The sequence below is a fragment of the Pseudomonas sp. PI1 genome (assembly GCF_000812405.1).
Taxonomy (GTDB): domain Bacteria; phylum Pseudomonadota; class Gammaproteobacteria; order Pseudomonadales; family Pseudomonadaceae; genus Pseudomonas; species Pseudomonas citronellolis.
Genome location: NZ_JWMC01000068.1, coordinates 43,521 through 63,570, shown reverse-complemented (window position 1 = coordinate 63,570; position 20,050 = coordinate 43,521). Strand labels below are relative to the sequence as shown.

General features: G+C 69.0%; 16 protein-coding genes. 9 read left to right on the top strand and 7 right to left on the bottom strand.

Annotated elements, in window-relative coordinates; genetic code table 11:
• Positions 1–636 precede the first annotated feature (636 nt).
• The 5 genes from RN02_RS22245 to RN02_RS22225 form a co-directional block, all read right to left on the bottom strand.
• Complete coding sequence (locus tag RN02_RS22245; RefSeq protein ID WP_043316892.1) at positions 637–2,709, bottom strand: EAL domain-containing response regulator; 2,073 nt, start codon at positions 2,707–2,709, stop codon at positions 637–639.
• A 62-nt stretch (positions 2,710–2,771) separates the two neighbouring features.
• Entirely contained in the window at positions 2,772–4,580 is a 1,809-nt protein-coding gene (locus RN02_RS22240) for a hypothetical protein (RefSeq protein WP_043316891.1), read from the bottom strand.
• Between the two features lie 184 nt (positions 4,581–4,764).
• Positions 4,765–5,634, bottom strand: a complete 870-nt coding sequence (gene asd, locus RN02_RS22235; RefSeq protein WP_043316887.1) for an archaetidylserine decarboxylase — start codon at positions 5,632–5,634, stop codon at positions 4,765–4,767.
• A gap of 3 nt (positions 5,635–5,637) precedes the next feature.
• Positions 5,638–6,453 carry a thiosulfate sulfurtransferase gene (rhdA, locus tag RN02_RS22230; protein ID WP_043316885.1) on the bottom strand — a complete coding sequence of 272 codons (816 nt, stop codon included), beginning with the start codon at positions 6,451–6,453 and terminating at the stop codon, positions 5,638–5,640.
• Between the two features lie 127 nt (positions 6,454–6,580).
• On the bottom strand, positions 6,581–8,131 hold the full coding sequence (locus RN02_RS22225; protein WP_043316884.1) for an HDOD domain-containing protein: 1,551 nt from the start codon (positions 8,129–8,131) through the stop codon (positions 6,581–6,583).
• A gap of 122 nt (positions 8,132–8,253) precedes the next feature.
• On the opposite strand from RN02_RS22225, the gene motA reads away from it, so the two are divergent.
• Both motA and motB read left to right on the top strand, forming a co-directional pair.
• A complete protein-coding gene (gene motA / locus RN02_RS22220; RefSeq protein ID WP_043268576.1) occupies positions 8,254–9,105 on the top strand; it encodes a flagellar motor stator protein MotA in 852 nt (283 codons plus the stop codon).
• Positions 9,106–9,108: 3 nt separating this feature from the next.
• On the top strand, positions 9,109–10,170 hold the full coding sequence (motB, locus tag RN02_RS22215; RefSeq protein WP_009613494.1) for a flagellar motor protein MotB: 1,062 nt from the start codon (positions 9,109–9,111) through the stop codon (positions 10,168–10,170).
• A 46-nt stretch (positions 10,171–10,216) separates the two neighbouring features.
• On the opposite strand, the gene rsgA is transcribed toward motB, so the two are convergent.
• Positions 10,217–11,248, bottom strand: coding sequence for a small ribosomal subunit biogenesis GTPase RsgA (gene rsgA / locus RN02_RS22210; RefSeq protein WP_009613493.1), 1,032 nt, complete (start codon positions 11,246–11,248; stop codon positions 10,217–10,219).
• 89 nt (positions 11,249–11,337) lie between these two features.
• Here rsgA and orn point away from each other — a divergent pair, with 89 nt between their 5' ends.
• Positions 11,338–11,880: an oligoribonuclease gene (gene orn, locus RN02_RS22205; RefSeq protein ID WP_043268584.1), complete on the top strand. Its 543-nt coding sequence runs from the start codon at positions 11,338–11,340 to the stop codon at positions 11,878–11,880.
• Between the two features lie 292 nt (positions 11,881–12,172).
• Here orn and queG read toward each other — a convergent pair whose 3' ends face one another.
• Positions 12,173–13,240 carry a tRNA epoxyqueuosine(34) reductase QueG gene (gene queG, locus RN02_RS22200; RefSeq protein ID WP_043316883.1) on the bottom strand — a complete coding sequence of 356 codons (1,068 nt, stop codon included), beginning with the start codon at positions 13,238–13,240 and terminating at the stop codon, positions 12,173–12,175.
• Positions 13,241–13,322: 82 nt separating this feature from the next.
• Here queG and RN02_RS22195 point away from each other — a divergent pair, with 82 nt between their 5' ends.
• From RN02_RS22195 to hfq, 6 genes are all read left to right on the top strand, one after another.
• Positions 13,323–14,825: an NAD(P)H-hydrate dehydratase gene (locus RN02_RS22195; RefSeq protein ID WP_043316882.1), complete on the top strand. Its 1,503-nt coding sequence runs from the start codon at positions 13,323–13,325 to the stop codon at positions 14,823–14,825.
• Entirely contained in the window at positions 14,813–15,280 is a 468-nt protein-coding gene (gene tsaE / locus RN02_RS22190) for a tRNA (adenosine(37)-N6)-threonylcarbamoyltransferase complex ATPase subunit type 1 TsaE (RefSeq protein ID WP_043268590.1), read from the top strand. The genes RN02_RS22195 and tsaE overlap by 13 nt, the downstream gene beginning before the upstream one ends.
• 8 nt (positions 15,281–15,288) lie before the next feature.
• Complete coding sequence (gene amiB, locus RN02_RS22185; protein WP_043316880.1) at positions 15,289–16,725, top strand: N-acetylmuramoyl-L-alanine amidase AmiB; 1,437 nt, start codon at positions 15,289–15,291, stop codon at positions 16,723–16,725.
• Positions 16,722–18,632 carry a DNA mismatch repair endonuclease MutL gene (gene mutL / locus RN02_RS22180; protein ID WP_043316878.1) on the top strand — a complete coding sequence of 637 codons (1,911 nt, stop codon included), beginning with the start codon at positions 16,722–16,724 and terminating at the stop codon, positions 18,630–18,632. The genes amiB and mutL overlap by 4 nt, the downstream gene beginning before the upstream one ends.
• 92 nt (positions 18,633–18,724) lie before the next feature.
• Entirely contained in the window at positions 18,725–19,690 is a 966-nt protein-coding gene (miaA, locus tag RN02_RS22175; RefSeq protein ID WP_009613482.1) for a tRNA (adenosine(37)-N6)-dimethylallyltransferase MiaA, read from the top strand.
• A 100-nt stretch (positions 19,691–19,790) separates the two neighbouring features.
• Entirely contained in the window at positions 19,791–20,039 is a 249-nt protein-coding gene (gene hfq / locus RN02_RS22170) for an RNA chaperone Hfq (protein WP_003095657.1), read from the top strand.
• Positions 20,040–20,050 lie beyond the last annotated feature (11 nt).

The following is a 20,050-nucleotide window of genomic DNA, read 5'->3' as shown; positions in this document are numbered from 1 at the left end:
GCGCGCCCTGCGCGCGATTCGCGGGCAGGGCCCGCTCCTACAAATGAATCTGTGCGCCGATGTGCCTTTCGTAGGATGGGTTGAGTTTACGAAACCCATGCGGCCGTGGTGATGGGTATCGCTTCGCTCAACCCATCCTACGTTTGCCGGAAGGCACAGGAGTATCGGCGGATAACCGCGAACGGTTATGCGCCCACCGAGCCCCGCCACGGAGCTCGGTGTCGACCTGTAGGAGCGCGCCCTGCGCGCGATTCGCGGGCAGGGCCCGCTTCCTACCAATGAATCTGTGCGCCGATGTGTCTTTCGTAGGATGGGTTGAGTTTACGAAACCCATGCGGCCGTGGTGATGGGTATCGCTTCGCTCAACCCATCCTGCGTTTGTCGGAAGGCACAGGAGTATCGGCGGATAACCGCGAACGGTTATACGCCCTGCGGAGGCCCATCACGGAGCTCGGTGTCGACCTGTAGGAGCGCGCCCTGCGCGCGATTTGCGGGCAGGGCCCGCTCCTACAAATGAATCCGTGCGCCGATGTGCCTTTCGTAGGATGGGTTGAGTTTACGAAACCCATGCGGCCGTGGTGATGGGTATCGCTTCGCTCAACCCATCCTACGTTTGCCGGAAGGCACGGGAGCGGATCACTCCTCCGAAGAGAAGTCGTAATCCATCGCCTGGCTCGGGCCCTGCAGGTAGCGGCCCTGGATGTAGTTGGCGCCGGCCTGCCAGAGGGTGGCCAGGGCCGTGGCGCTCTCCACCATGGGCACTATGGTCAGCTTGGCCTGGGCGTGCAGGCTGGCCATCAGGGTGCGCAGGTTTTCCTGGTTCTCCGGACGGCTGAGGTCCTGCACGTAGGAGCCGTCGATCTTCACGAAGTCGACGTTCATGTGCTTGAGCGTGTTGAACGGGTTCAGCGCGCAGCCGAACTGGCCGAGGGCGACCTGGCAGTGCAGCTCGGCCAGGCCCTGGCTCAGCGCCTTGGCCTGCTTGAGGTGGGCCACGGCGTCGGTTTCGCTGACCTGCAGGATCAGCGAGTCGGCCGGCAGGCGCGCGGCCTTCAGCGCCACCGCCAGCCAGGGCAGCAGCCCGGCGTCCTGCAGGCTGGGGCCGGACAGGTGCACGAAGAGCTTGGTGTTGTGGCCCTTGGCGCGGTGCTCGGCGAGCAGCTTGATGGAGTTGAGCAGCACCCAGCGGTCGATGCGCTCGGCCAGGCCGCCGGCCTTGGCCGCGCCGAAGAAGTCGGCGGCGGGCACTTCCTCGCCCTGCGGGTTGAGCAGGCGCAGCAGTACTTCGTACAGCTCGTGGCTGTCGCCGCGCAGGCTGATGATCGGCTGGAACAGCAGGCGGAAGGCATTTTTCTCCAGCGCCTGCTGGATGATCGCCAGTAGGTCGCCGCGGCTGGCGGCGGCGGCCAGTTCGTCGGCCGGGTCGTAGAGCTTGATGCCGTTGCCCTCGGCCTGGGCGATTTCGTCGGCGCAGCGATGGGCGCGGTCGATGACGTCCTGGGCGCGACTGGTCTTTTCGTCGAGCCCGGCGCAGCCGATCGACAGGGTGACCTGGGCGGTGCGCCCGTGGATGTCGAACAGGTGGCCCTCGACTTTCTTCAGCAGGCTGGCGAACAGGGCCTTGCTCTGTTCCGGCGTCTGGCCGTCGAGCAGCACGCTGAAGGCGTCGTCGCTGAAGCGGGCCAGCTGCACGCTCTCGGGGAAGTGCTCGCGCAGCAGGTGGGCGAGGTCGGCCAGCAGCAGGTCGATGCTGGCGATGCCCAGGCTCAGCTGCAGGTGCTGCGCGCGGTCGAGCAGCAGGTAGGCGAGGGTGGCCGGCTGGCCGGCGGTGACGGCGCGCTCCACGGCGGCATCCATCAGGTCGAGGAAGTGGGCGCGGTTGAACAGGCCGGTGACCAGGTCCTGGCTGCTGACCTCGCGCAGCTTCTCCTGCAGTTCGCTGTTGTCCTGCTCGGCGCGGATCACCACCTGGATGCACGGTTCGCCGTCGTAGGTGGCCGGCGAGAAGCCCATGCGCGCGCGGAACCTCTGGCCGTCGACGCGCACGCCGTCGCACAGCAGTTCGTTGTCGCCCTCGCCGTGCTGGTAGCCCTTGAGGAAGTCCTTGAAGGTGGCCTGGTCGGCGGCGGCGATCAGGTCGATCATCGGCAGGCCTTCCAGTTCCTCGGCGTCCTCGTAGCCGAACATCGCGACGTAGGCGCGGTTGGCGTAGATGTGCATGCCGTCGTGGACGTAGGTGATGGCGTCCACCGAGCTGTCCAGCAGCAGCTGGCAGCGTTTTTCCGCCTCGCGCAGGGCGACCTCGGCGGTGCGCCGGGCGCGGCGTTCCTCCAGGGCGGTAAGTTCGCGGTTGGCCACCAGCACCAGGCGCTCGTCCTCGCCCTGGGGCAGGGCGTCCTGGGCGCCGAGGGCCAGGGCCTCGGTGATGCTGTCGGAATCGTTGCCTTCGACCAACTGGATGAAGGGGATGTCCTTGGCCTGGCGGCGCAGGCTGGCCAGGGCCTCCTCCGGCGCCAGCGCACTGCTTTGCGGGGCGGCGATCAGCAGGTCCCAGGTCTGTTGCAAGGCTTCGCCGAGGTCTTCGCTGGAGGTCACGCGGTGGACGCGGGTCGCACGCCCGGCGTTGCGGAACAGGCTGACCAGACGTTCGGCCTCGTTCTGCGAGTCTTCCAGGATCAGCAGGCGGACGGTTTTCTTTTCATTGGCCATGAAGAGCTGCTTATGGCGCGCCGGACGGCAGCCAGGAGGCGACGAATGGAGTGCGGCCGAATCTACAGCGACTTCCAGAGTGAGTCAAAGTCTTCCTCCCCGTGCCCCGTGTGGCCGTTCGCTCCTGTGACGGGCTTATCGTCGGCGCCCTTCGGACGCTCCTGGGTACTGTATTCGAACTGGCTGAAACTGCCGGTGGCGGTGAGCTTGCGCGTCAGGGTGGCGCGGCGTTCCTCGCCGTGCAGGTTGATCTGCACGCGGCTGCCTTCCTGGAACGGCAGCCGCGGCGAGATCAGCGTCGCCGGCCGCGAGATGGCGGCGATCTCCGGCAGCAGCAGGGCGCGCAGGTAGTGGCTGCTCTGCTCCGACTTGCGCAGCAGTTGCAGGCCGCAGGGCTGGGCGATGGGGGCGATCAGCTCGATGCCCATCTGCGTGCCGCCGCCGCGGACCTGGCGGATCCAGCGCACCACCGCGATGCTCCAGCCCTGGCCCGGCGCGTCCTGGATGCCGAGCAGCTCGCCGGCCTGCAGCTGGCTGGGGATTTCCTTCGGCCAGGTCAGGCAATAGCCGCCTGGGCTGTGGTTGACGATGGGCAGGGCGAAGACCGGGTACTCGTCGCAGGTCGCCGATTCGGCGGCGTCGGCCGAGCCTTGCTCCGCCGTCCGCAGCGGCTGGTATTCGATTTCCTCCAGCGGCATGCCCGGTTGCCAGTCGGTGACCTTCTGCGCGTCGAAGGCATTGGCCCAGGCGTCGTTCACTTCCGCCTGGAAGGTCGCCTGCACCGGTTCGGGCAGCTTGAGCAGGTCGGCGAACGGGCGCCGGCCGGACAGGTAGTAGTGCAGCGCGCTCATGCCGATGCAGAGGGTCAGCTGGCCCTGGCCGGAGGTGCGCTGGAAGCTGCGCTCGGCGATGTCGCCCCAGGCGCTGGCCAGGTGCTGCAGCAGGTCGACGCTGATGCGCTCGCCCCCCTTGAGTGGCAGCTTGTCGCGTTGCTCGGCGGGGGCGTTCATGTACTCCTTGATCGCCGCCACCAGGCGCTGCGGGTCCATGCCCAGGCCGTTGTGCAGGTCGCCGGCCTTGTATAGCGAGCGGTAGCGCGGCGGGCCGTCCACCTGCGGGGCGACCACGAACAGGCTGGACGGCAGGTCGGCTTCCTGCAGGCGCACCAATGAACCCCAGGCCTCCAGGGCATCGGCCAATTGGGCGATGCCGGCCTGGCGCATCTGGTTGCAGCGGGCGCAGCCCAGCAGCAGGGCCACCAGGTAGGCCTGCTCCACGGTCAGGGTGTTGCCCTGCTTGGCCAGGTCGTCGCGGACCGCCAGGGCCTGCACGCCCTTGCTGCGCGCCAGTTGGTAGAGCTGGTGCAGCTCCAGCCACAGGCTTTCCGGCACCGGGCAGTAGAGCTGCTGGGCGCGGATCAGCGGGCCGCACAGGCTGCGGATCGCCCGTTGCAGGGCGAGGGTGAGGATTTGCGCGCGTTCGCGGGTGAAGCGCGGCGCCTCGCGCACCACCACCAGCTTGTAGCCGACGGCCAGGTGGTTCTGCAGGGCCTGGCAGAGGTTGGCGACCTTGCGCGGGCGCTCGTCGAGAACGATGGAGTGGTTGAGGAAGTGGCGTTCGAGGTTGTGGCAGACCGACTGGACTTCCGGGCGGAACAGCTCCAGCAACTGCAGGCGGGCCTCCACCGGGAGCTTCAGCTGGTTCAGCTCGATCAGGCCCTGGTAGAGCTGGCGCGCGGTCTCGCCGAGGTTGGCCTTGGGCAGGTGGTCCAGCCAGTATTTGATGTCGCGCGCAGTGACGTTGCAGAAGCTCAGGCTTTCCTGCGTCGGGGTGGGAACGCGCAGCAATTGCTGGGGACTCGTATTGTCCATGGTCGGATGAGGTGCTCCACGATCTGGGCCGTTCGCTGGACCGTTGTGCCGGTCTTGGGCGCCGGTTTTTTCCAAACTCTAGCAGTATCCACCTGAGAAGGCAGCCCGTTCCCTGGTTGGGGAGCGGGCCTGCCGTTGGCTTTCGGGTAACAGGCCGGATACAGGCTGCCCGGCCTGCGCCGGCTCACGCCTGGCGGGCGTTGCCCAGCAACTGGCCCATGCGCACCGGGCTGCCGGCGGCCAGTTGTTCGGCCCAGGCGACCTGCTCGGGGCCGAACAGCACGATGGCGGTGGAGCCCAGTTTGAAGCGTCCCAGTTCCGCGCCTTTTTCCACGTGGATGGGCTGGCGGGCCGCTTCGTCGTAGGCGAAGGCCTTCAGCTCGCGCTTCGGCGGCGTGACCAGGCCGGCCCACACGGTTTCCACCGAGGCGACGATCATCGCGCCGACCAGCACCACGGCCATGGGCCCGCGTTCGGTGTCGAACAGGCAGACCACCCGCTCGTTGCGGGCGAACAGCTCCGGCACCTGCTCGGCGGTGAGCTGGTTCACCGAGAACAGCCGGCCGGGCACGTAGACCATCTCGCGCAGGGTGCCGGCCAGCGGCATGTGCACGCGGTGGTAGTCCTTGGGCGAGAGGTAGACGGTGGCGAAGCTGCCGCCCATGAAGGGCGCGGCGCGCTCGGCGTCGCCGCCCAGCAGCGCGGTCAGGCTGAAGCTGTGGCCCTTGGCCTGGAAGATACGGCCGTGCTCGATCGGGCCGAGCTGGCTGATGGCGCCGTCGGCCGGGCAGAGCACGCCGCCGGGCGTTTCGTCCAGCGGCCGCGCGCCGTCCTTCAGGGCGCGGGTGAAGAAGGCGTTGAAGTGCTCGTAGGCCTGCAGGTCTTCCACCAGCGCCTCGCGCATGTCGACCTGGTAGCGGCGGGCGAACCAGCCGATCAGGCGGTTCTTGAACCAGGCAGCGCGGCATTCGGCCGCGCAGCCGATCAGGCGCGACAGCAGGTGATGCGGCAGCAGGTACTGGCCGAGGATGAACAGACGATCTTTGAACGACATTCCTTAAACCTCTACGGGGGTGTCGGGGTGGTTGCCCCATTCCGACCAGGAGCCGGCGTAGCCCTTGACCCGCGGGTAGCCGAGGGCCTTGGCCACCAGGTAGGTGAAGCCGGAACGGTGGTGGGTCTGGCAGTGGGTGATCACTTCCTTGTCCGGGGTGATGCCCAGGTCGCGAAGGATTTGCGCCATGTCGGTGCGGATGCGCAGGGCGCGGGCCGCGTCCATGCCGGCGGTCCACTCGAAGTTGACCGCGCCGGGGATGTGCCCGCCCTTGGCCGCCAGCACCTTCTGGCCGCTGTATTCGCTGGGGTTGCGCGCGTCCCAGACGGCCAGGTCGGCGGCGCCCAGGCGGCTCTGCAGGTATTCGCGGGTGGCGGTGGGTTCGTCGTGCAGCGTCAGCGGCAACGGGCCGCCGGCCGGCGCCGGAACCGCCTGGCTCAGCTCGCGGCCCTCGGCCAGCCAGGCGTGCAGGCCGCCGTCCAGGTAGTGGTAACGCTGGTGGCCGATGACGTCCAGCAGCCAGATGAAGCGCCCGGCCCAGCCGCCGCCTTCGTCGTCGTACACCACGTAGACGGCGTCCGGGTTGTGCCCCAGTTCGCCGAACAGCGCTTCCAGGTCGGCCTTGGCCGGCAGCAGGCCGGGCGCTGGCGGCTGGCCCCACTGGGTGCGCGCGGGGGCGACGAAGCGGGCGCCGGGCAGGTGGCCCTCGGCGTAGCGCGCCGGGCTGGTCAGGTCGACCAGGATCAGTTCGGGAGCGTCGAGGCGGGCGGCCAGCTCGGCCGGTTCTATCACCAGGGGCAGGTCGGAAAAGGCGGACATGTCGGCATCTCCCTGAGGGCGGGTGCGGGGGACGGGATGGCGTGAGCTGGCGCCCTGGGCTACCCGCGAAACCCCGCAGTTTAACGAAAAAGCGCGGGGCGCTGGCGGGCAATCGCTTCAGGGCGTGTCACTGGGCCGCAGGTGCGCCGAATTGCTGCAGGGCGCGCTCGATGCACTGGCAGGTCTTGTCGAAGGCCTGGCCCTGGACCTCGCCGATGGGGTGGCCGTTGCGGTCAGCGACCACCAGCATCACCACGCGCGGGCCGCGGGCCAGGGAGCGCAGCAGCAGGTGGTTGCCGGGCAACGCCGCCTTCAGGCGGCCGGGCAGCAGCGCGGAGTACTCGGCCATGTTGGCCGGGGTGAGGTGCAGGCGCGCCGGGCGTTCCAGCAGGCGGCGCAGCAACTGGCTGCCGGCCACCGGCAGTTGCAGGTTCTGCTCCGCGGGGGCCAGGCCGAAGCTGCGGCGGGCCTGCAGCAGGTTCTGCTGGCGGTCGGCGAGCAACAATACGGCGCGGCCCAGGCCGCAGGTGTGCAGGGCTTCGCTGGCGCATTCCAGCAGCGGCACCAGGTTGCCGAACGGGCTGGGCGTGCGCAGCAGCTCGGCGCACAACCGGCGCCATTGCTCGGGGTTGCCGGCGGCGGGGGCGGGAGCGTTCGCCGCCGCGGGCTCGGACGCGGGCGCGTGGCGCGGCAGCCAGCGCTGGCTGTCCCAGGGCCAGAGCAGCGCCTGGGCCGGGTGCCAGTAGCGGGCGTCGGCGTCCTTGCGGGCGCTTTCCACGGCCAGGGCGTGGACCTGTTGCTGCAGCGCCTCCAGCGGTTCCTGCAGATAGAGCGCGGTGAGCCGCTGCCAGCGCAGCATGTGCGGCCCGCCCCAGGACTGATGCGCGGCCATCGCCAGGCTGTTGGCCAGGAGGATGGTGTTGGCCGGGCGCGTCAGCCAGCGCGCCAGCTCGGGATCGGCGTCCAGGCGCTGTTGCTGGGCCAGCGGCTCGCATTCGGCGTGGGCCAGGTGCAGGGCGCGGACCAGCAGTTCGTGGTCCTCGCCGAGCAGGCGCAGGCCCTGGCCGATCCACTCCGGCAGGCGCCAGCGCTCGGCCAGGGCCGCGCACAGCGGCAGCAGGCGCATGCCCAGCAGCTCCTGCTCCACCTCGGCGCTGGCGCGGCCTTCGCCGAGCACCTGCTGTTGCCATTCTTCGAGCAGGTCCGGGCGCGCCGTGGCCAGGGCCCAAACCGGCGCCAGGATGAACAGGCTGCCCCAGTGGATTTCCTGCCACAGGCGCGCCAGGCGGCTGGCGAACAGGCCGCTGGCCTGCTGCATGGCGTGGCGGCTGATCAGCAGCATCTGCCCCAGGGCCGGCGGCATCTGCGCGGCGGGCACGCTGGGCAGGCTCTCCAGCAGGGCAGCGGCGCGCGCCAGGCCGAGGCGGCTGAGGGCCACTTCCAGGCTTTCCGCCGGGTTGTCCTGGGCCATGCGCGCGCGGTTGGCCTCGCGCAGGATGGCCAGGGCCAGGGTGGGGCTGTCCTGCAGCAGGTCGACGATGTCGCGCAGGGACCGGCGGTTGTCCGCCAGGGCGCGGCGCACGCGTTCGTGCTGTTCGGCGGGTACCGGCAGCGGCAACTCCTCCAGCAACTGGAGCCAGGAGGCGAGGCGCTGCGGGTCGGGTGTCTGGATGGGCATGCTTGGGCCGCCGAACTGGTTTTTACAATTTGCAGCCTATAGTCTTGCGCGGTTTCTCCGATAACAAGAGGGTGGCGCATATTGGCGCTCCCGTCCCGTCCACCGTTCCAGTCGACTCTTCAATGGCAAAAATCATCGGCATCATTGTCCTGCTGGGCAGCGTCCTCGGCGGCTACCTGCTCTCCGGCGGCAAGATCATGGCCATCGTGCAGCCCTTCGAAGTGCTGATCATCGGTGGCGCCGCGCTGGGCGCCTTCCTCCAGGCGAACCCCGGCAGCACCTTCATGACGGTGCTGAAGAAGGCGCCGAAGATGTTCAGCAACCGCTTCACCCACGTCTTCTACCTGGAAGTGCTGGGGATGCTCTACGAAATCCTCAACAAGAGCCGCCGCGAAGGCATGATGGCCATCGAGGCCGACCTCGAGGAGCCCGCTTCCAGCCCCATCTTCAGCAAGTACCCGGCGGTGCTGAAGGACGAGCGCATGACCGCCTACATCTGCGACTACCTGCGCATCATGTCTTCCGGCAACATGGCGCCCCACGAGCTGGAAGGCCTGTTCGACATGGAGCTGGGCAGCCTCAAGGAAGACTTCGAGCACCCGTCCCACGCCGTGACCCGCGTCGCCGACGCGCTGCCCGGCTTCGGTATCGTCGCCGCGGTGCTCGGCATCGTGATCACCATGGCCCTGCTCGGCCAGGGCAGCCAGGCGGAGATCGGCCACCACGTCGCCGCGGCGCTGGTCGGCACCTTCCTCGGTATCCTCGCCGCCTACGGCTTCGTCGGCCCGCTGTCCAACGCCCTGGAGCACGACGCCAAGGAAGAGCTGAACCTCTACGAGGCGATCAAGGCCTGCCTGGTGGCCTCGGCCTCGGGCATGCCGCCGTCGCTGGCGGTGGAGTTCGGCCGCAAGGTGCTGCTGCCGGCGCACCGTCCGAGCTTCAGCGAGCTGGAACAGGCGGTACGCGGGCGCTAAGCGATGGATAACAACCAGCCGATCATCGTCAAGCGCGTCAAGCGCTACGCCGCCGGTCACCACGGCGGCTCCTGGAAGATTGCCTTCGCCGACTTCGCCACGGCGATGATGGCGTTCTTCCTGGTGCTGTGGCTGCTGTCCTCGGCCACCCCCGAGCAGAAGAAGGCGATTTCCGGCTACTTCCAGGACCCCATTGGCTTCACCGAGAGCGCCAGCCCCTACGTGATCGACCTCGGCGGCACGCCGACGCCGGCCCCGGACAAGACCCTCAACCCGCAGATCCAGGCGCAGCCGGAGGCGGACGAGACGCGCATCAGCCCGGAGTCGGAGAAGGAGGTCAACCCCGCCGAGGCCGAGCGCCAGGCCGAGCAGATCGAGCACGAGCGCCTGGAGCTGCTGCTCCAGGAGTTGCAGAACAAGGTCGACGAGAACCCCACGCTGCGCCGCTTCAAGGACCAGATTCTGTTCGAGATCACCCGCGACGGCCTGCGCATCCAGATCGTCGACGCCGAGAACCGGCCGATGTTCGACCTGGGCAGCGCGCGCCTGCAGCCGTACTTCGAGGACATCCTGCTGGCCATGGCCGAGACCATCAAGCAGGTGCCGAACAAGATCAGCATCAGCGGCCACACCGACGCCAAGCCCTACGCCGGCGACGAGTTCGGCAACTGGGAGCTGTCGGCCAACCGCGCCAACGCCGCGCGCCGCGCCCTGGTGGCCGGCGGCTATCCGGAAGGGCAGATCGCCCGGGTGGTGGGCTACGCCTCGTCGCAGCTGTTCGACCGCAAGAACCCGCTGAACCCGGTGAACCGGCGCATTGACATCATCGTCCTGACCAAGCGTGCGCAACGCGCCATCGAGGGCCAGGACGGCACCGCCGAGGAGCCGGCGGCCAGCCAGCCGGCCACTTCTCCTGCCGGGGCGGCAACGCCAGCCGGGGCCGCGCCGACGCCGCCCCAGGGCGCCGCGCCCGCGTCCCAGCCGCTGCCCGCCGAACAGGTGCGCGAGAAGCTCAACCTGTTCGATGACGGCAAGCTGAAGCTGGACGAGCTGAAGAAGCAGTGAAGGCGGGCCTGGCGCTCCGACAAGGCTGTCGGAGTGCGGGTGTTGATCAGTAATCCGTTTCCGGCAGGCTGGCGAGAATGTGCCGATAACTGGCCATGCGCTGCGGGCTGATGCGGCCTTCCTCCAGCGCCTTGAGCAGCGCGCAGCCGGGCTCGCGGTCGTGCTTGCAGTCGCGGAAGCGGCAGTGCCCGAGCAGGTCGCGGAACTCGATGAAGCCGGCCTCGACGTCGTCGCGGGTGACGTGCCCGAGGCCGAATTCGCGGATGCCGGGGGAGTCGATCAGGTCGCCGCCGGCGGGGAAGTGGAACAGCCGCGCCGTGGTGGTGGTGTGGGTGCCCTTGCCGGTGATCTCCGAGAGGTCGCCGACGCGGGTGTCCACCCCCGGCAGCAGGGCGTTGACCAGCGATGACTTGCCCACCCCGGACTGGCCGACGAACACGCTGACGTGATCGTTCAGCGCCGCGCGCAGGGCGTCCATGGCCAGGCCGTTGAAGGCCGAGACCTCCAGTAGCGGGTAGCCCAGGTCGCGGTAGGTGCCCAGCAGCGCGTCGATCTGCTCGGCGTTCTGCTCGTCGATCAGGTCGGCCTTGTTCAGCAGCAGCAGCGGCTGGATGCCGGCGTGCTCGGCGGCGATCAGGTAGCGGTCGATCAGGTTGGCGTGGGGCTCGGGCCGCGGAGCGAAGACGATGACGATGCGGTCGACGTTGGCCGCCACCGGCTTGAGCAGGCCGCGCATGTCCGGGCGGCACAGCTCGGAGGTGCGCGGCAGCTGCGCGACTATCACGCCGATGCCCTGGTTGCCCGGGCGCCAGACCACGCGGTCGCCGGTCACCAGTGGCGGCAGGTTGGCGCGCAGGTGGCAGCGCAGCACCTCGCCGGCGTGCTCGCCCTCCAGCGCCTCGACTTCCACCTGGACGCCGAAGTGGGCGATCACCAGGCCGTTCTGCTCCGGCCCCAGGTCGCCGCCTTCCAGCTCTTCCAGGGCCCGCGACTCGCGCTTGGCGGCACGCGCGGCGCGCTCTTCCTGGATCTTTTCGATGCGCCAGCTCTGCCGGCGGGTGAGATGACGCTTGGCCATAGGGAACCCGAGTGAAAAATCGCCGGCGAGTTTAGCATGCCCCGGCGCGCTTCCCGCTAAACTAGGGGGCTTGAGCCGAGGAGCGCAGCATGCAGAACCCACAGAACCTGATCTGGATCGACCTGGAGATGACCGGCCTGGACCCGGACCGGGACGTGATCATCGAAATGGCCACCATCGTCACCGACAGCGAGCTGAACATTCTCGCGGAAGGCCCGGTGATCGCCGTACACCAGAGCGAGGAGACCCTCGCCGGCATGGACGAGTGGAACACCCGCCAGCACGGCCAGTCGGGCCTGACCCAGCGCGTGCGCGAAAGCACCATCGACGCCGCCCAGGCCGAGGCCATGACCCTGGCCTTCCTGGAAAAGTGGGTGCCCAAGCGCGCCTCGCCGATCTGCGGCAACAGCATCTGCCAGGACCGCCGCTTCCTCTATAGGTACATGCCGAAGCTGGAGGCCTACTTCCACTACCGCAACCTGGATGTCTCCACCCTCAAGGAACTGGCCGCGCGCTGGGCTCCGCAGGTGCGGGATGGCTTCAAGAAGGGCAATACCCACCTGGCGCTGGACGACATCCGCGAATCCATCGCCGAGCTGCGCTATTACCGCGAGACCTTCATCAAGGTCTGAGTCGCTGGTTTTTCGTAGGAGCGAGCTTGCTCGCGAACGGGGTTTCCAGGTGGCTGAGGTGTGTCGGTTTGGCTCCGCTCCCTCTCCCTAACCCTCGGCTGCGCGCCCCGCCCTGAAGGGAGAGGGGACCGTTGGGCAGGGTTGGATGTTTTGCAGTCAGCCGGATATTCCGCTGTGGTGTCCGGCTGAAACCTTGCTTTCAGCCGGCACGAACTAGCTCCCTCTCCCTTCAGGGAGAGGGCTGGGGAGAGGGGCTCTTCAGGACGCGCTCCGAACCCAGCCAGCAGAACCTCTACCGTCCCACCCCATGCCGCCGCAGCGCCCACTCGACGTGCTCGCGCACCAACTCCGACGGAAACTCCCGCCGCGCCTTCAACGCCTCTATCACCGGAATGCTCGACGGCGCATTGCCCAGCCCCACCGCCAGGTTGCGCAGCCAGCGCTCGTAGCCGGCGCGGCGTAGCGGCGAGCCCTCGGTGCGGCTGAGGAACTCTTCCTCGCTCCAGAGGAACAGCTCGGCCAACTCGGCATTGTCCAGCCCGTGGCGCGGCTGGAAGTCGCCCTGTTCGCTGGGCCGGGCGAAGCGGTTCCAGGGGCAGACGATCTGGCAGTCGTCGCAGCCGAATACCCGGTTGCCCATGGGCGCGCGCAGCTCCTCGGGGATCGGGCCCTTCAGCTCGATGGTCAGGTAGGAGATGCAGCGCCGCGCGTCCAGCACGTAGGGGCCGACGAAGGCGTTGGTCGGGCAGATGTCCAGGCAGGCGCTGCAGCGCCCGCAGTGCTCGCTGCCGTGGGGCTCGTCCAGGGGCAGCGGCAGGTCGGTGAAGAGTTCGCCGAGGAAGAAGTAGCTGCCGGCCTTGCGGTTGAGCAGCAGGGTGTTCTTGCCGATCCAGCCGAGCCCGGCCTGTTCGCCGATGGCTTTTTCCAGCACCGGCGCGCTGTCGACGAAGGCGCGGTAGCCGAAGGGGCCGACCTCCTGCTGGATGCGCTCGGCCAGCTGCTGCAGGCGCTTGCGCACCAGCTTGTGGTAGTCGCGGCCCAGGGCGTAGCGCGATACGTAGGCCTTCTCCGGCTCGGCCAGGCGCTGGGCCATGCGCGTGTCGCCGGGCAGGTAGTCCATGCGCAGCGAGACCACCCGCAGGGTGCCGGGCACCAGCTCGTCCGGGCGCCAGCGCTTGCTGCCGTGGGCGCCCATGTAGTCCATCTCGCCGTGGTAGCCGGCGGCCAGCCAGCGCTGCAGGTGCTCGCCGTGGCTGGCCAGGTCCAGGCCGCCGATGCCGACCTGCTGGAAGCCCAGCTCGCGGCCCCAGGCCTTGATGCGCTCGGCGATGGCGCTGTAATCGGATGTGGAATCGTGCATGCGGGGGCGGGAAAGCGGGACCGGGGTAGGTATAATTCTGCCAGACCGCGCCGACCGGCGCCCGATTCCCCGCGGAAACCCGATGAATTCGCACTCTCACGACAGTCTGCCGACCGCGCTGTACAGCGCCCGGCAGGTGCGCGACCTCGACGCGCGCCTGATCGCCGCCGGCACCCCCGGCTTCGAACTCATGCAGCGCGCCGCCCACGCCGCCTGGCGCGCCCTGCGCCGGCGCTGGCCGGACGCCGGGCGGCTGACGGTGCTGGCCGGGCACGGCAACAACGCCGGCGACGGCTACCTGGTCGCCGCCCTGGCCCAGCGCGCCGGCTGGAACGTGCGCGTGCTGGCGGTGGGCGACACCGCGCGGCTGGCCGGCGATGCCGCATCCGCCCACGCCGAGGCCCTGGCCGCCGGCGTGACCCTCCTGCCCTGGCACGAACACGCCGAACTGCATGGCGTGCTGGTGGATGCGCTGCTCGGCACCGGCCTCGGTGGCGCGGTGCGCGACCCGTACGCGGCGGCCATCGCGCGGATCAACGCCAGCGGCCTGCCGGTCCTGGCCATCGACATCCCCTCCGGCCTCAGCGCCGATACCGGCCAGGTGCTGGGCTGCGCGGTGCGCGCCGACCTGACGGTGACCTTCATCGGCCTCAAGTTCGGCCTGTTCACCGGCGAAGGTCCGGACCAGTGCGGCGAGCTGGCCTTCGACAACCTCGACGCCGACCCCGCGCAACTGCCCGAGGAGGCCCAGGCCACGCGCCTGGCGCCCAGCAGCCTGGCACAGCTGGCGCCGCGGCCGAAGGCGGCGCACAAGGGCCTGTTTGGCCACCTGCTGCTGATCGGTGGCGATCACGGCATGGGCGGCGCCACCCTGCTGGCCGGCGAAGCGGCCCTGCGCAGCGGCGCCGGGCTGGTCTCCATCGCCACCCGCGCCGCCCACGTGCCGGCGGCGCTGGCGCGCTGCCCGGAACTGATGACCCGCGGCCTGTCCTCGTCCGCCGAGGTGCTGCGCGCCGCCGAGCGCGCCAGCGTGCTGGTGGTCGGCCCCGGCATCGGCCGCAACGCCTGGGGGCGCTGCCTGGCCAGCGCCGCGGCCAGTCTGGAGCTGCCCCAGGTGTGGGACGCCGATGCGCTCAACCTGCTGGCCGAGGGCCAGGTGCAGCGCCCGGCGGGCAGCCTGGTGATCACCCCGCACCCCGCCGAGGCGGCGCGCCTGCTGGGCCGCTCCACCGCCGAGGTGCAGGCCGACCGGGCCGCCGCCGCGCGCGAACTGGCCAGCCGCTACCAGGCGGTGGCCGTGCTCAAGGGCGTCGGCAGCCTGGTCGCCGCGCCGGACGGCCGCCTGGCGCTGTGCTCCCATGGTCATCCGGCCATGGCCACTGCGGGCCTGGGGGATGTGCTGTCCGGGATAGTTGGCGCGTTGCTGGCGCAGAAACTGGAACCCTTCGACGCCGCCTGCCTGGCCGTCTGGCTGCACGCTCGCGCCGGCGAAATGCTTGGCGCGCAGGGGCGGGGGCTCGCGGCCAGCGACCTGATCCCTGCCGTTCGTCAGTTGCTCGAGGAGTTCGCCCCATGCCTGAACTGAAGCTGTTCGCCGACGGCGAGGAAGCCATGTACGCGCTGGGCGCGAGGATCGCCCGGGCCACCGGCGGGCGCGGGGTGATCTACCTGCACGGCGACCTCGGCGCCGGCAAGACCACGCTCTCGCGCGGCATTCTGCGCGGCCTGGGCCATGCCGGGGCGGTGAAGAGCCCGACCTTCACCCTGGTCGAGCCCTACGAGCTGGGCGAGGTGCGCGCCTTCCATTTCGATCTGTACCGCCTGGCCGACCCCGAGGAACTGGAATATCTGGGCATCCGCGATTACTTCGAAGGCGACGCCCTGTGCCTGATCGAGTGGGCCGAAAGGGGCGCGGGCATTTTGCCAAAGGCCGACCTGGACATTACCATTACCCCGCAAGCGGGCGGCCGCATGCTGCGCCTGGAACCGCACGGAGTGCGGGGCGAAGCCTGGTGCGCCGTCCTGGCTACGGGAGCATGAGAAAAAACATGGGTTGGGGGTTGCGCCTTCGGGCGCTGTTGGCCGGGTTGTTCATCCTGCTGGCGCTGGGCGCCGGCGAGGTTCTTGCCGCCGCGCAAATCACGCAGATCAAGAGCGTGCGCCTGTGGCGCGCGCCGGACAACACGCGCCTGGTGTTCGACCTGTCCGGCCCGGTGCAGCACAGCCTGTTCACCCTCAGCGCGCCGAACCGCATCGTCATCGACCTCAATGGCGCGCAGCTGAGCACCGCGCTGAACCAGCTCAAGCTGAAGAACACCCCGATCACCTCGGTGCGCTCGGCGCAGCGTTCGCCCACCGACCTGCGCCTGGTGCTGGACCTGTCCGCCCAGGTGACGCCCAAGAGTTTCGTCCTGCCGCCCAACCAGCAGTACGGCAACCGCCTGGTGGTGGACCTCTACGACCAGGGCGCGGACATCACCCCCGACGTGCCCGCCACGCCCACGCCGAACCAGCCGGCCACCCCGGTGACGCCGACGCAGCCGGTGGCCAAGGCGCCGGTGCCGGCCGGCGGCAAGCGCGACATCATCATCGCCATCGACGCCGGCCACGGCGGCGAGGACCCGGGCGCCTCCGGCCCGAACGGCCTGCACGAGAAGAACATCACCCTGTCGATCGCCCGCGAACTGCAGCGGCAGATCAACCAGATGAAGGGCTTCCGCGCCGAGCTGACGCGCACCGGCGACTACTTCATCCCGCTGCGCGGGCGTACCGCCATCGCGCGCAAGAAGGGCGCCGACCTGTTCGTCTCCATCCACGCCGACGCCGCGCCCAGCCGCAGTGCCTTCGGCGCCTCGGTGTTCGCCCTCTCCGACCGCGGCGCCACCTCCGAGACCGCGCGCTGGCTGGCCGACAGCGAAAACCGTTCCGACCTGATCGGCGGCGACGGCAGCGTCAGCCTCGACGACAAGGACCACATGCTCGCCGGCGTGCTGCTCGACCTGTCGATGACCGCCACCATGTCCTCCAGCCTGGACGTCGGGCACAAGGTGCTGACCAACGTCGGCCGCGTCACCTCGCTGCACAAGAACCGCGTCGAGCAGGCCGGCTTCATGGTGCTGAAGTCGCCGGACATCCCGTCGATCCTGGTGGAGACCGGCTTCATCTCCAACCCCGGCGAGTCGCGGAAGCTCAACAGCGCCTCGCACCAGCAGGCCCTGGCCCGCTCCATCGCCGCCGGCGTGCGCCAGTACTTCGTGCAGACGCCGCCGCCGGGCACCTACATCGCCTCGCTGCGCGACGGCGGGCAGATTTCCAGCGGGCCGCGCCAGCACGTGGTGCGCGCCGGCGAGAGCCTGTCGATGATCGCCGCGCGCTACGACGTGAGCATGGCCACCCTGCGCAGCACCAACAACCTGAAGACCGATAGCGTGCGCATCGGCCAGGTGCTGAACATCCCCGCGACCTCCCTGGCGGCGCAGCAATGAACGATTCACGCCGCATCCAGTTGCTCAGCCCGCGGCTGGCCAACCAGATCGCCGCCGGCGAGGTGGTCGAGCGCCCGGCCTCGGTGATCAAGGAGCTGCTGGAGAACTGCCTGGACGCCGGCGCCCGGCGCATCGACGTCGAGGTGGAGCAGGGCGGCATCAAGCTGCTGCGGGTACGCGACGACGGCGGCGGCATTCCTGCCGACGACCTGCCGCTGGCCCTGGCGCGCCACGCCACCAGCAAGATCCGCGAGCTGGAAGACCTCGAGGCGGTGATGAGCCTGGGCTTCCGCGGCGAGGCCCTGGCCTCGATCAGCTCGGTGTCGCGGCTGACCATGACCTCGCGCACCGCCGACGCCGAGCAGGCCTGGCAGGTGGAGACCGAGGGCCGCGACATGCAGCCGCGGGTGCAGCCGGCGGCGCATCCGGTGGGCACCAGCGTCGAGGTCCGCGACCTGTTCTTCAACACCCCGGCGCGGCGCAAGTTCCTGCGCGCCGAGAAGACCGAGTTCGACCACCTGCAGGAAGTCATCAAGCGCCTGGCCCTGGCCCGCTTCGACGTGGCCTTCCACCTGCGCCACAACGGCAAGACCGTCTTCAGCCTGCATGAGGCCGCGGACGAGACCGCCCGCGCGCGCCGCGTCGGCGCCGTGTGCGGCCCGGCCTTCCTCGAACAGGCGCTGCCCATCGAGATCGAGCGCAACGGCCTGCACCTGTGGGGCTGGGTCGGCCTGCCGACCTTCTCCCGCAGCCAGCCGGACCTGCAGTACTTCTACGTCAACGGCCGCATGGTGCGCGACAAACTGGTCGCCCACGCGGTGCGCCAGGCCTACCGCGACGTGCTCTACAACGGCCGCCACCCGACCTTCGTGCTGTTCCTGGAGGTCGACCCGGCGACGGTGGACGTCAACGTGCACCCGACCAAGCACGAAGTGCGCTTCCGCGACAGCCGCATGGTCCACGACTTCCTCTACGGCACCCTGCACCGGGCGCTCGCCGAGGTACGCCCGGACGACCAGCTGGCGCCACCGGGGGCTACCTCCCTGACCGTCCCGCGCCCCACCGGGCAGGCCGCCGGGGAATTCGGCCCGCAGGGCGAGATGAGCCTGTCGGACAAGGTGCTGGAGGCCCCGGCCGCAGCGCGTACCTGGAGCGGCTCGGGCGGTTCCTCCGGTTCCGGCGGCGGCTATTCCTACCAGTCGCCGCGTCAGGAAATGCCCCCGGTCGCCGAGGTCCAGGGCGCCTACCGCGCCTATTTCGCGCCGCTGCCGGAACAGGCCGCGACGGCCGCGCCCCAGGCTCTGCCGGAAAGCGCCCAGGATGTCCCGCCGCTGGGCTACGCCCTGGCCCAGCTCAAGGGCATCTACATCCTCGCCGAGAACGCCCACGGCCTGGTGCTGGTGGACATGCATGCGGCCCATGAGCGCATCACCTACGAGCGCCTGAAGGTCGCCATGGACAGCGAAGGCCTGCGCGGCCAGCCGCTGCTGGTGCCCGAATCCCTCGCGGTGAGCGAGCGCGAGGCCGACTGCGCCGAGGAACACGGCGGCTGGTTCAGCCGGCTCGGCTTCGAACTGCAGCGCCTGGGCCCGGAAAGCCTGGCGATCCGCCAGATTCCCGCGCTGCTCAAGCAGGCCGAGGCGACCCAGCTGGTGCGCGACGTGCTCGCCGACCTGCTGGAATACGGCACCAGCGACCGCATCCAGGCGCACCTCAACGAACTGCTCGGGACCATGGCCTGCCACGGCGCGGTGCGCGCCAACCGGCGCCTGACGCTGCCGGAGATGAACGCCCTGCTGCGCGACATGGAAATCACCGAGCGCAGCGGCCAGTGCAACCACGGCCGGCCCACCTGGACGCAGCTGGGCCTGGACGAGCTGGACAAACTCTTCCTGCGCGGGCGCTGAAATAAAGCCAGCGTTAAGCCAAGTGCAGTAAACTGCGCGCCAATCGATTCAGCGCGCGGTTTGCGCGCGCCCGTTCTGCCGAAGAGTTGCCGATGTCCTCCCTGCCTCCCGCCATCTTCCTCATGGGCCCGACCGCCGCCGGCAAGACCGACCTGGCGCTGGAGCTGGCGCGGCTGCTGCCCATCGAGCTGGTCAGCGTCGACTCGGCGCTGGTCTACCGCGGCATGGACATCGGCACGGCCAAGCCCTCGAAGGACATCCTGGCCGAATTCCCGCACCGCCTGATCGACATCCGCGATCCGGCCGAAAGCTATTCGGCGGCGGAATTCCGCGCCGACGCCCTGGCGGCCATGGCCGAGATCACCGCGGCGGGGCGCATCCCCCTGTTGGTCGGCGGCACCATGTTGTATTTCAAGGCATTGCTGGAAGGTATGGCGGACATGCCCAGCGCCGATCCGGCGGTGCGCGCCGAACTGGAAGCCTGGGCCGCGGCCGAGGGCTGGGCGGCGCTGCATGCCGAATTGCAGCGGGTCGACCCGGAATCGGCGGCGCGCATCCACCCCAACGATCCGCAACGCCTGGTCAGGGCGCTGGAAGTGCAACGCGTCAGCGGCTTGTCGATGAGCGACCACCGCCGGCGCCAGGCGGCTGAAAATGCCGGTGCCAGCGCGCCAGGCGCGGCGCAATTACCGTATACTGTGGCGCAACTGGCGATTGCACCTCAGCAGCGCCAGGTACTGCACGCGCGAATCGCGCAACGTTTTCGTCAGATGCTGGAACAGGGCTTCATCGCCGAGGTCGAAGCACTTCGCGCGAGAGACGACTTGCACGCCGCTCTGCCATCCATTCGTGCCGTGGGCTACCGACAGGTATGGGAATACCTCGAGGGCAAACTGTCCTACGCTGAGATGGAGGAGCGCGGCGTGATTGCCACCCGGCAACTAGCCAAGCGCCAGTTCACCTGGCTGCGCAGCTGGGGCCATCTACACTGGTTGGACAGTCTGGCAGGCGACAATCTGCCGCGTGCCTTGAAATATCTTGAGGCGGTCTCCATATAGGTTCGAGACCATAATTCAGCCGTCTATCCTTGGGGTTACCGACGGCAACAAGCCATTCGACTACTACTAAATCTATTGATTCCCTAAAGGAGTGCGGCATATGTCAAAAGGGCATTCGCTACAAGACCCTTACCTGAATACCCTGCGAAAAGAACGCGTACCGGTCTCCATCTACCTGGTGAACGGTATCAAGCTGCAAGGTCAGATCGAATCCTTCGACCAGTTCGTGATTTTGCTGAAGAACACTGTCAGCCAGATGGTCTACAAGCACGCCATTTCCACCGTCGTGCCCAGCCGTCCGGTGCGTCTGCCCAGCGGCGATCAACCGGCCGAGCCGGGCAACGCTTGACGGTAGCCCGC

Coding starts and splice junctions, on each gene's coding strand:
- RN02_RS22245 (WP_043316892.1), bottom strand. CDS start 2,709: ATGGCCAATGAAAAGAAAACCGTCCGCCTGCTGATCCTGGAAGACTCG.
- RN02_RS22240 (WP_043316891.1), bottom strand. CDS start 4,580: ATGGACAATACGAGTCCCCAGCAATTGCTGCGCGTTCCCACCCCGACG.
- asd (WP_043316887.1), bottom strand. CDS start 5,634: ATGTCGTTCAAAGATCGTCTGTTCATCCTCGGCCAGTACCTGCTGCCG.
- rhdA (WP_043316885.1), bottom strand. CDS start 6,453: ATGTCCGCCTTTTCCGACCTGCCCCTGGTGATAGAACCGGCCGAGCTG.
- RN02_RS22225 (WP_043316884.1), bottom strand. CDS start 8,131: ATGCCCATCCAGACACCCGACCCGCAGCGCCTCGCCTCCTGGCTCCAG.
- motA (WP_043268576.1), top strand. CDS start 8,254: ATGGCAAAAATCATCGGCATCATTGTCCTGCTGGGCAGCGTCCTCGGC.
- motB (WP_009613494.1), top strand. CDS start 9,109: ATGGATAACAACCAGCCGATCATCGTCAAGCGCGTCAAGCGCTACGCC.
- rsgA (WP_009613493.1), bottom strand. CDS start 11,248: ATGGCCAAGCGTCATCTCACCCGCCGGCAGAGCTGGCGCATCGAAAAG.
- orn (WP_043268584.1), top strand. CDS start 11,338: ATGCAGAACCCACAGAACCTGATCTGGATCGACCTGGAGATGACCGGC.
- queG (WP_043316883.1), bottom strand. CDS start 13,240: ATGCACGATTCCACATCCGATTACAGCGCCATCGCCGAGCGCATCAAG.
- RN02_RS22195 (WP_043316882.1), top strand. CDS start 13,323: ATGAATTCGCACTCTCACGACAGTCTGCCGACCGCGCTGTACAGCGCC.
- tsaE (WP_043268590.1), top strand. CDS start 14,813: ATGCCTGAACTGAAGCTGTTCGCCGACGGCGAGGAAGCCATGTACGCG.
- amiB (WP_043316880.1), top strand. CDS start 15,289: ATGGGTTGGGGGTTGCGCCTTCGGGCGCTGTTGGCCGGGTTGTTCATC.
- mutL (WP_043316878.1), top strand. CDS start 16,722: ATGAACGATTCACGCCGCATCCAGTTGCTCAGCCCGCGGCTGGCCAAC.
- miaA (WP_009613482.1), top strand. CDS start 18,725: ATGTCCTCCCTGCCTCCCGCCATCTTCCTCATGGGCCCGACCGCCGCC.
- hfq (WP_003095657.1), top strand. CDS start 19,791: ATGTCAAAAGGGCATTCGCTACAAGACCCTTACCTGAATACCCTGCGA.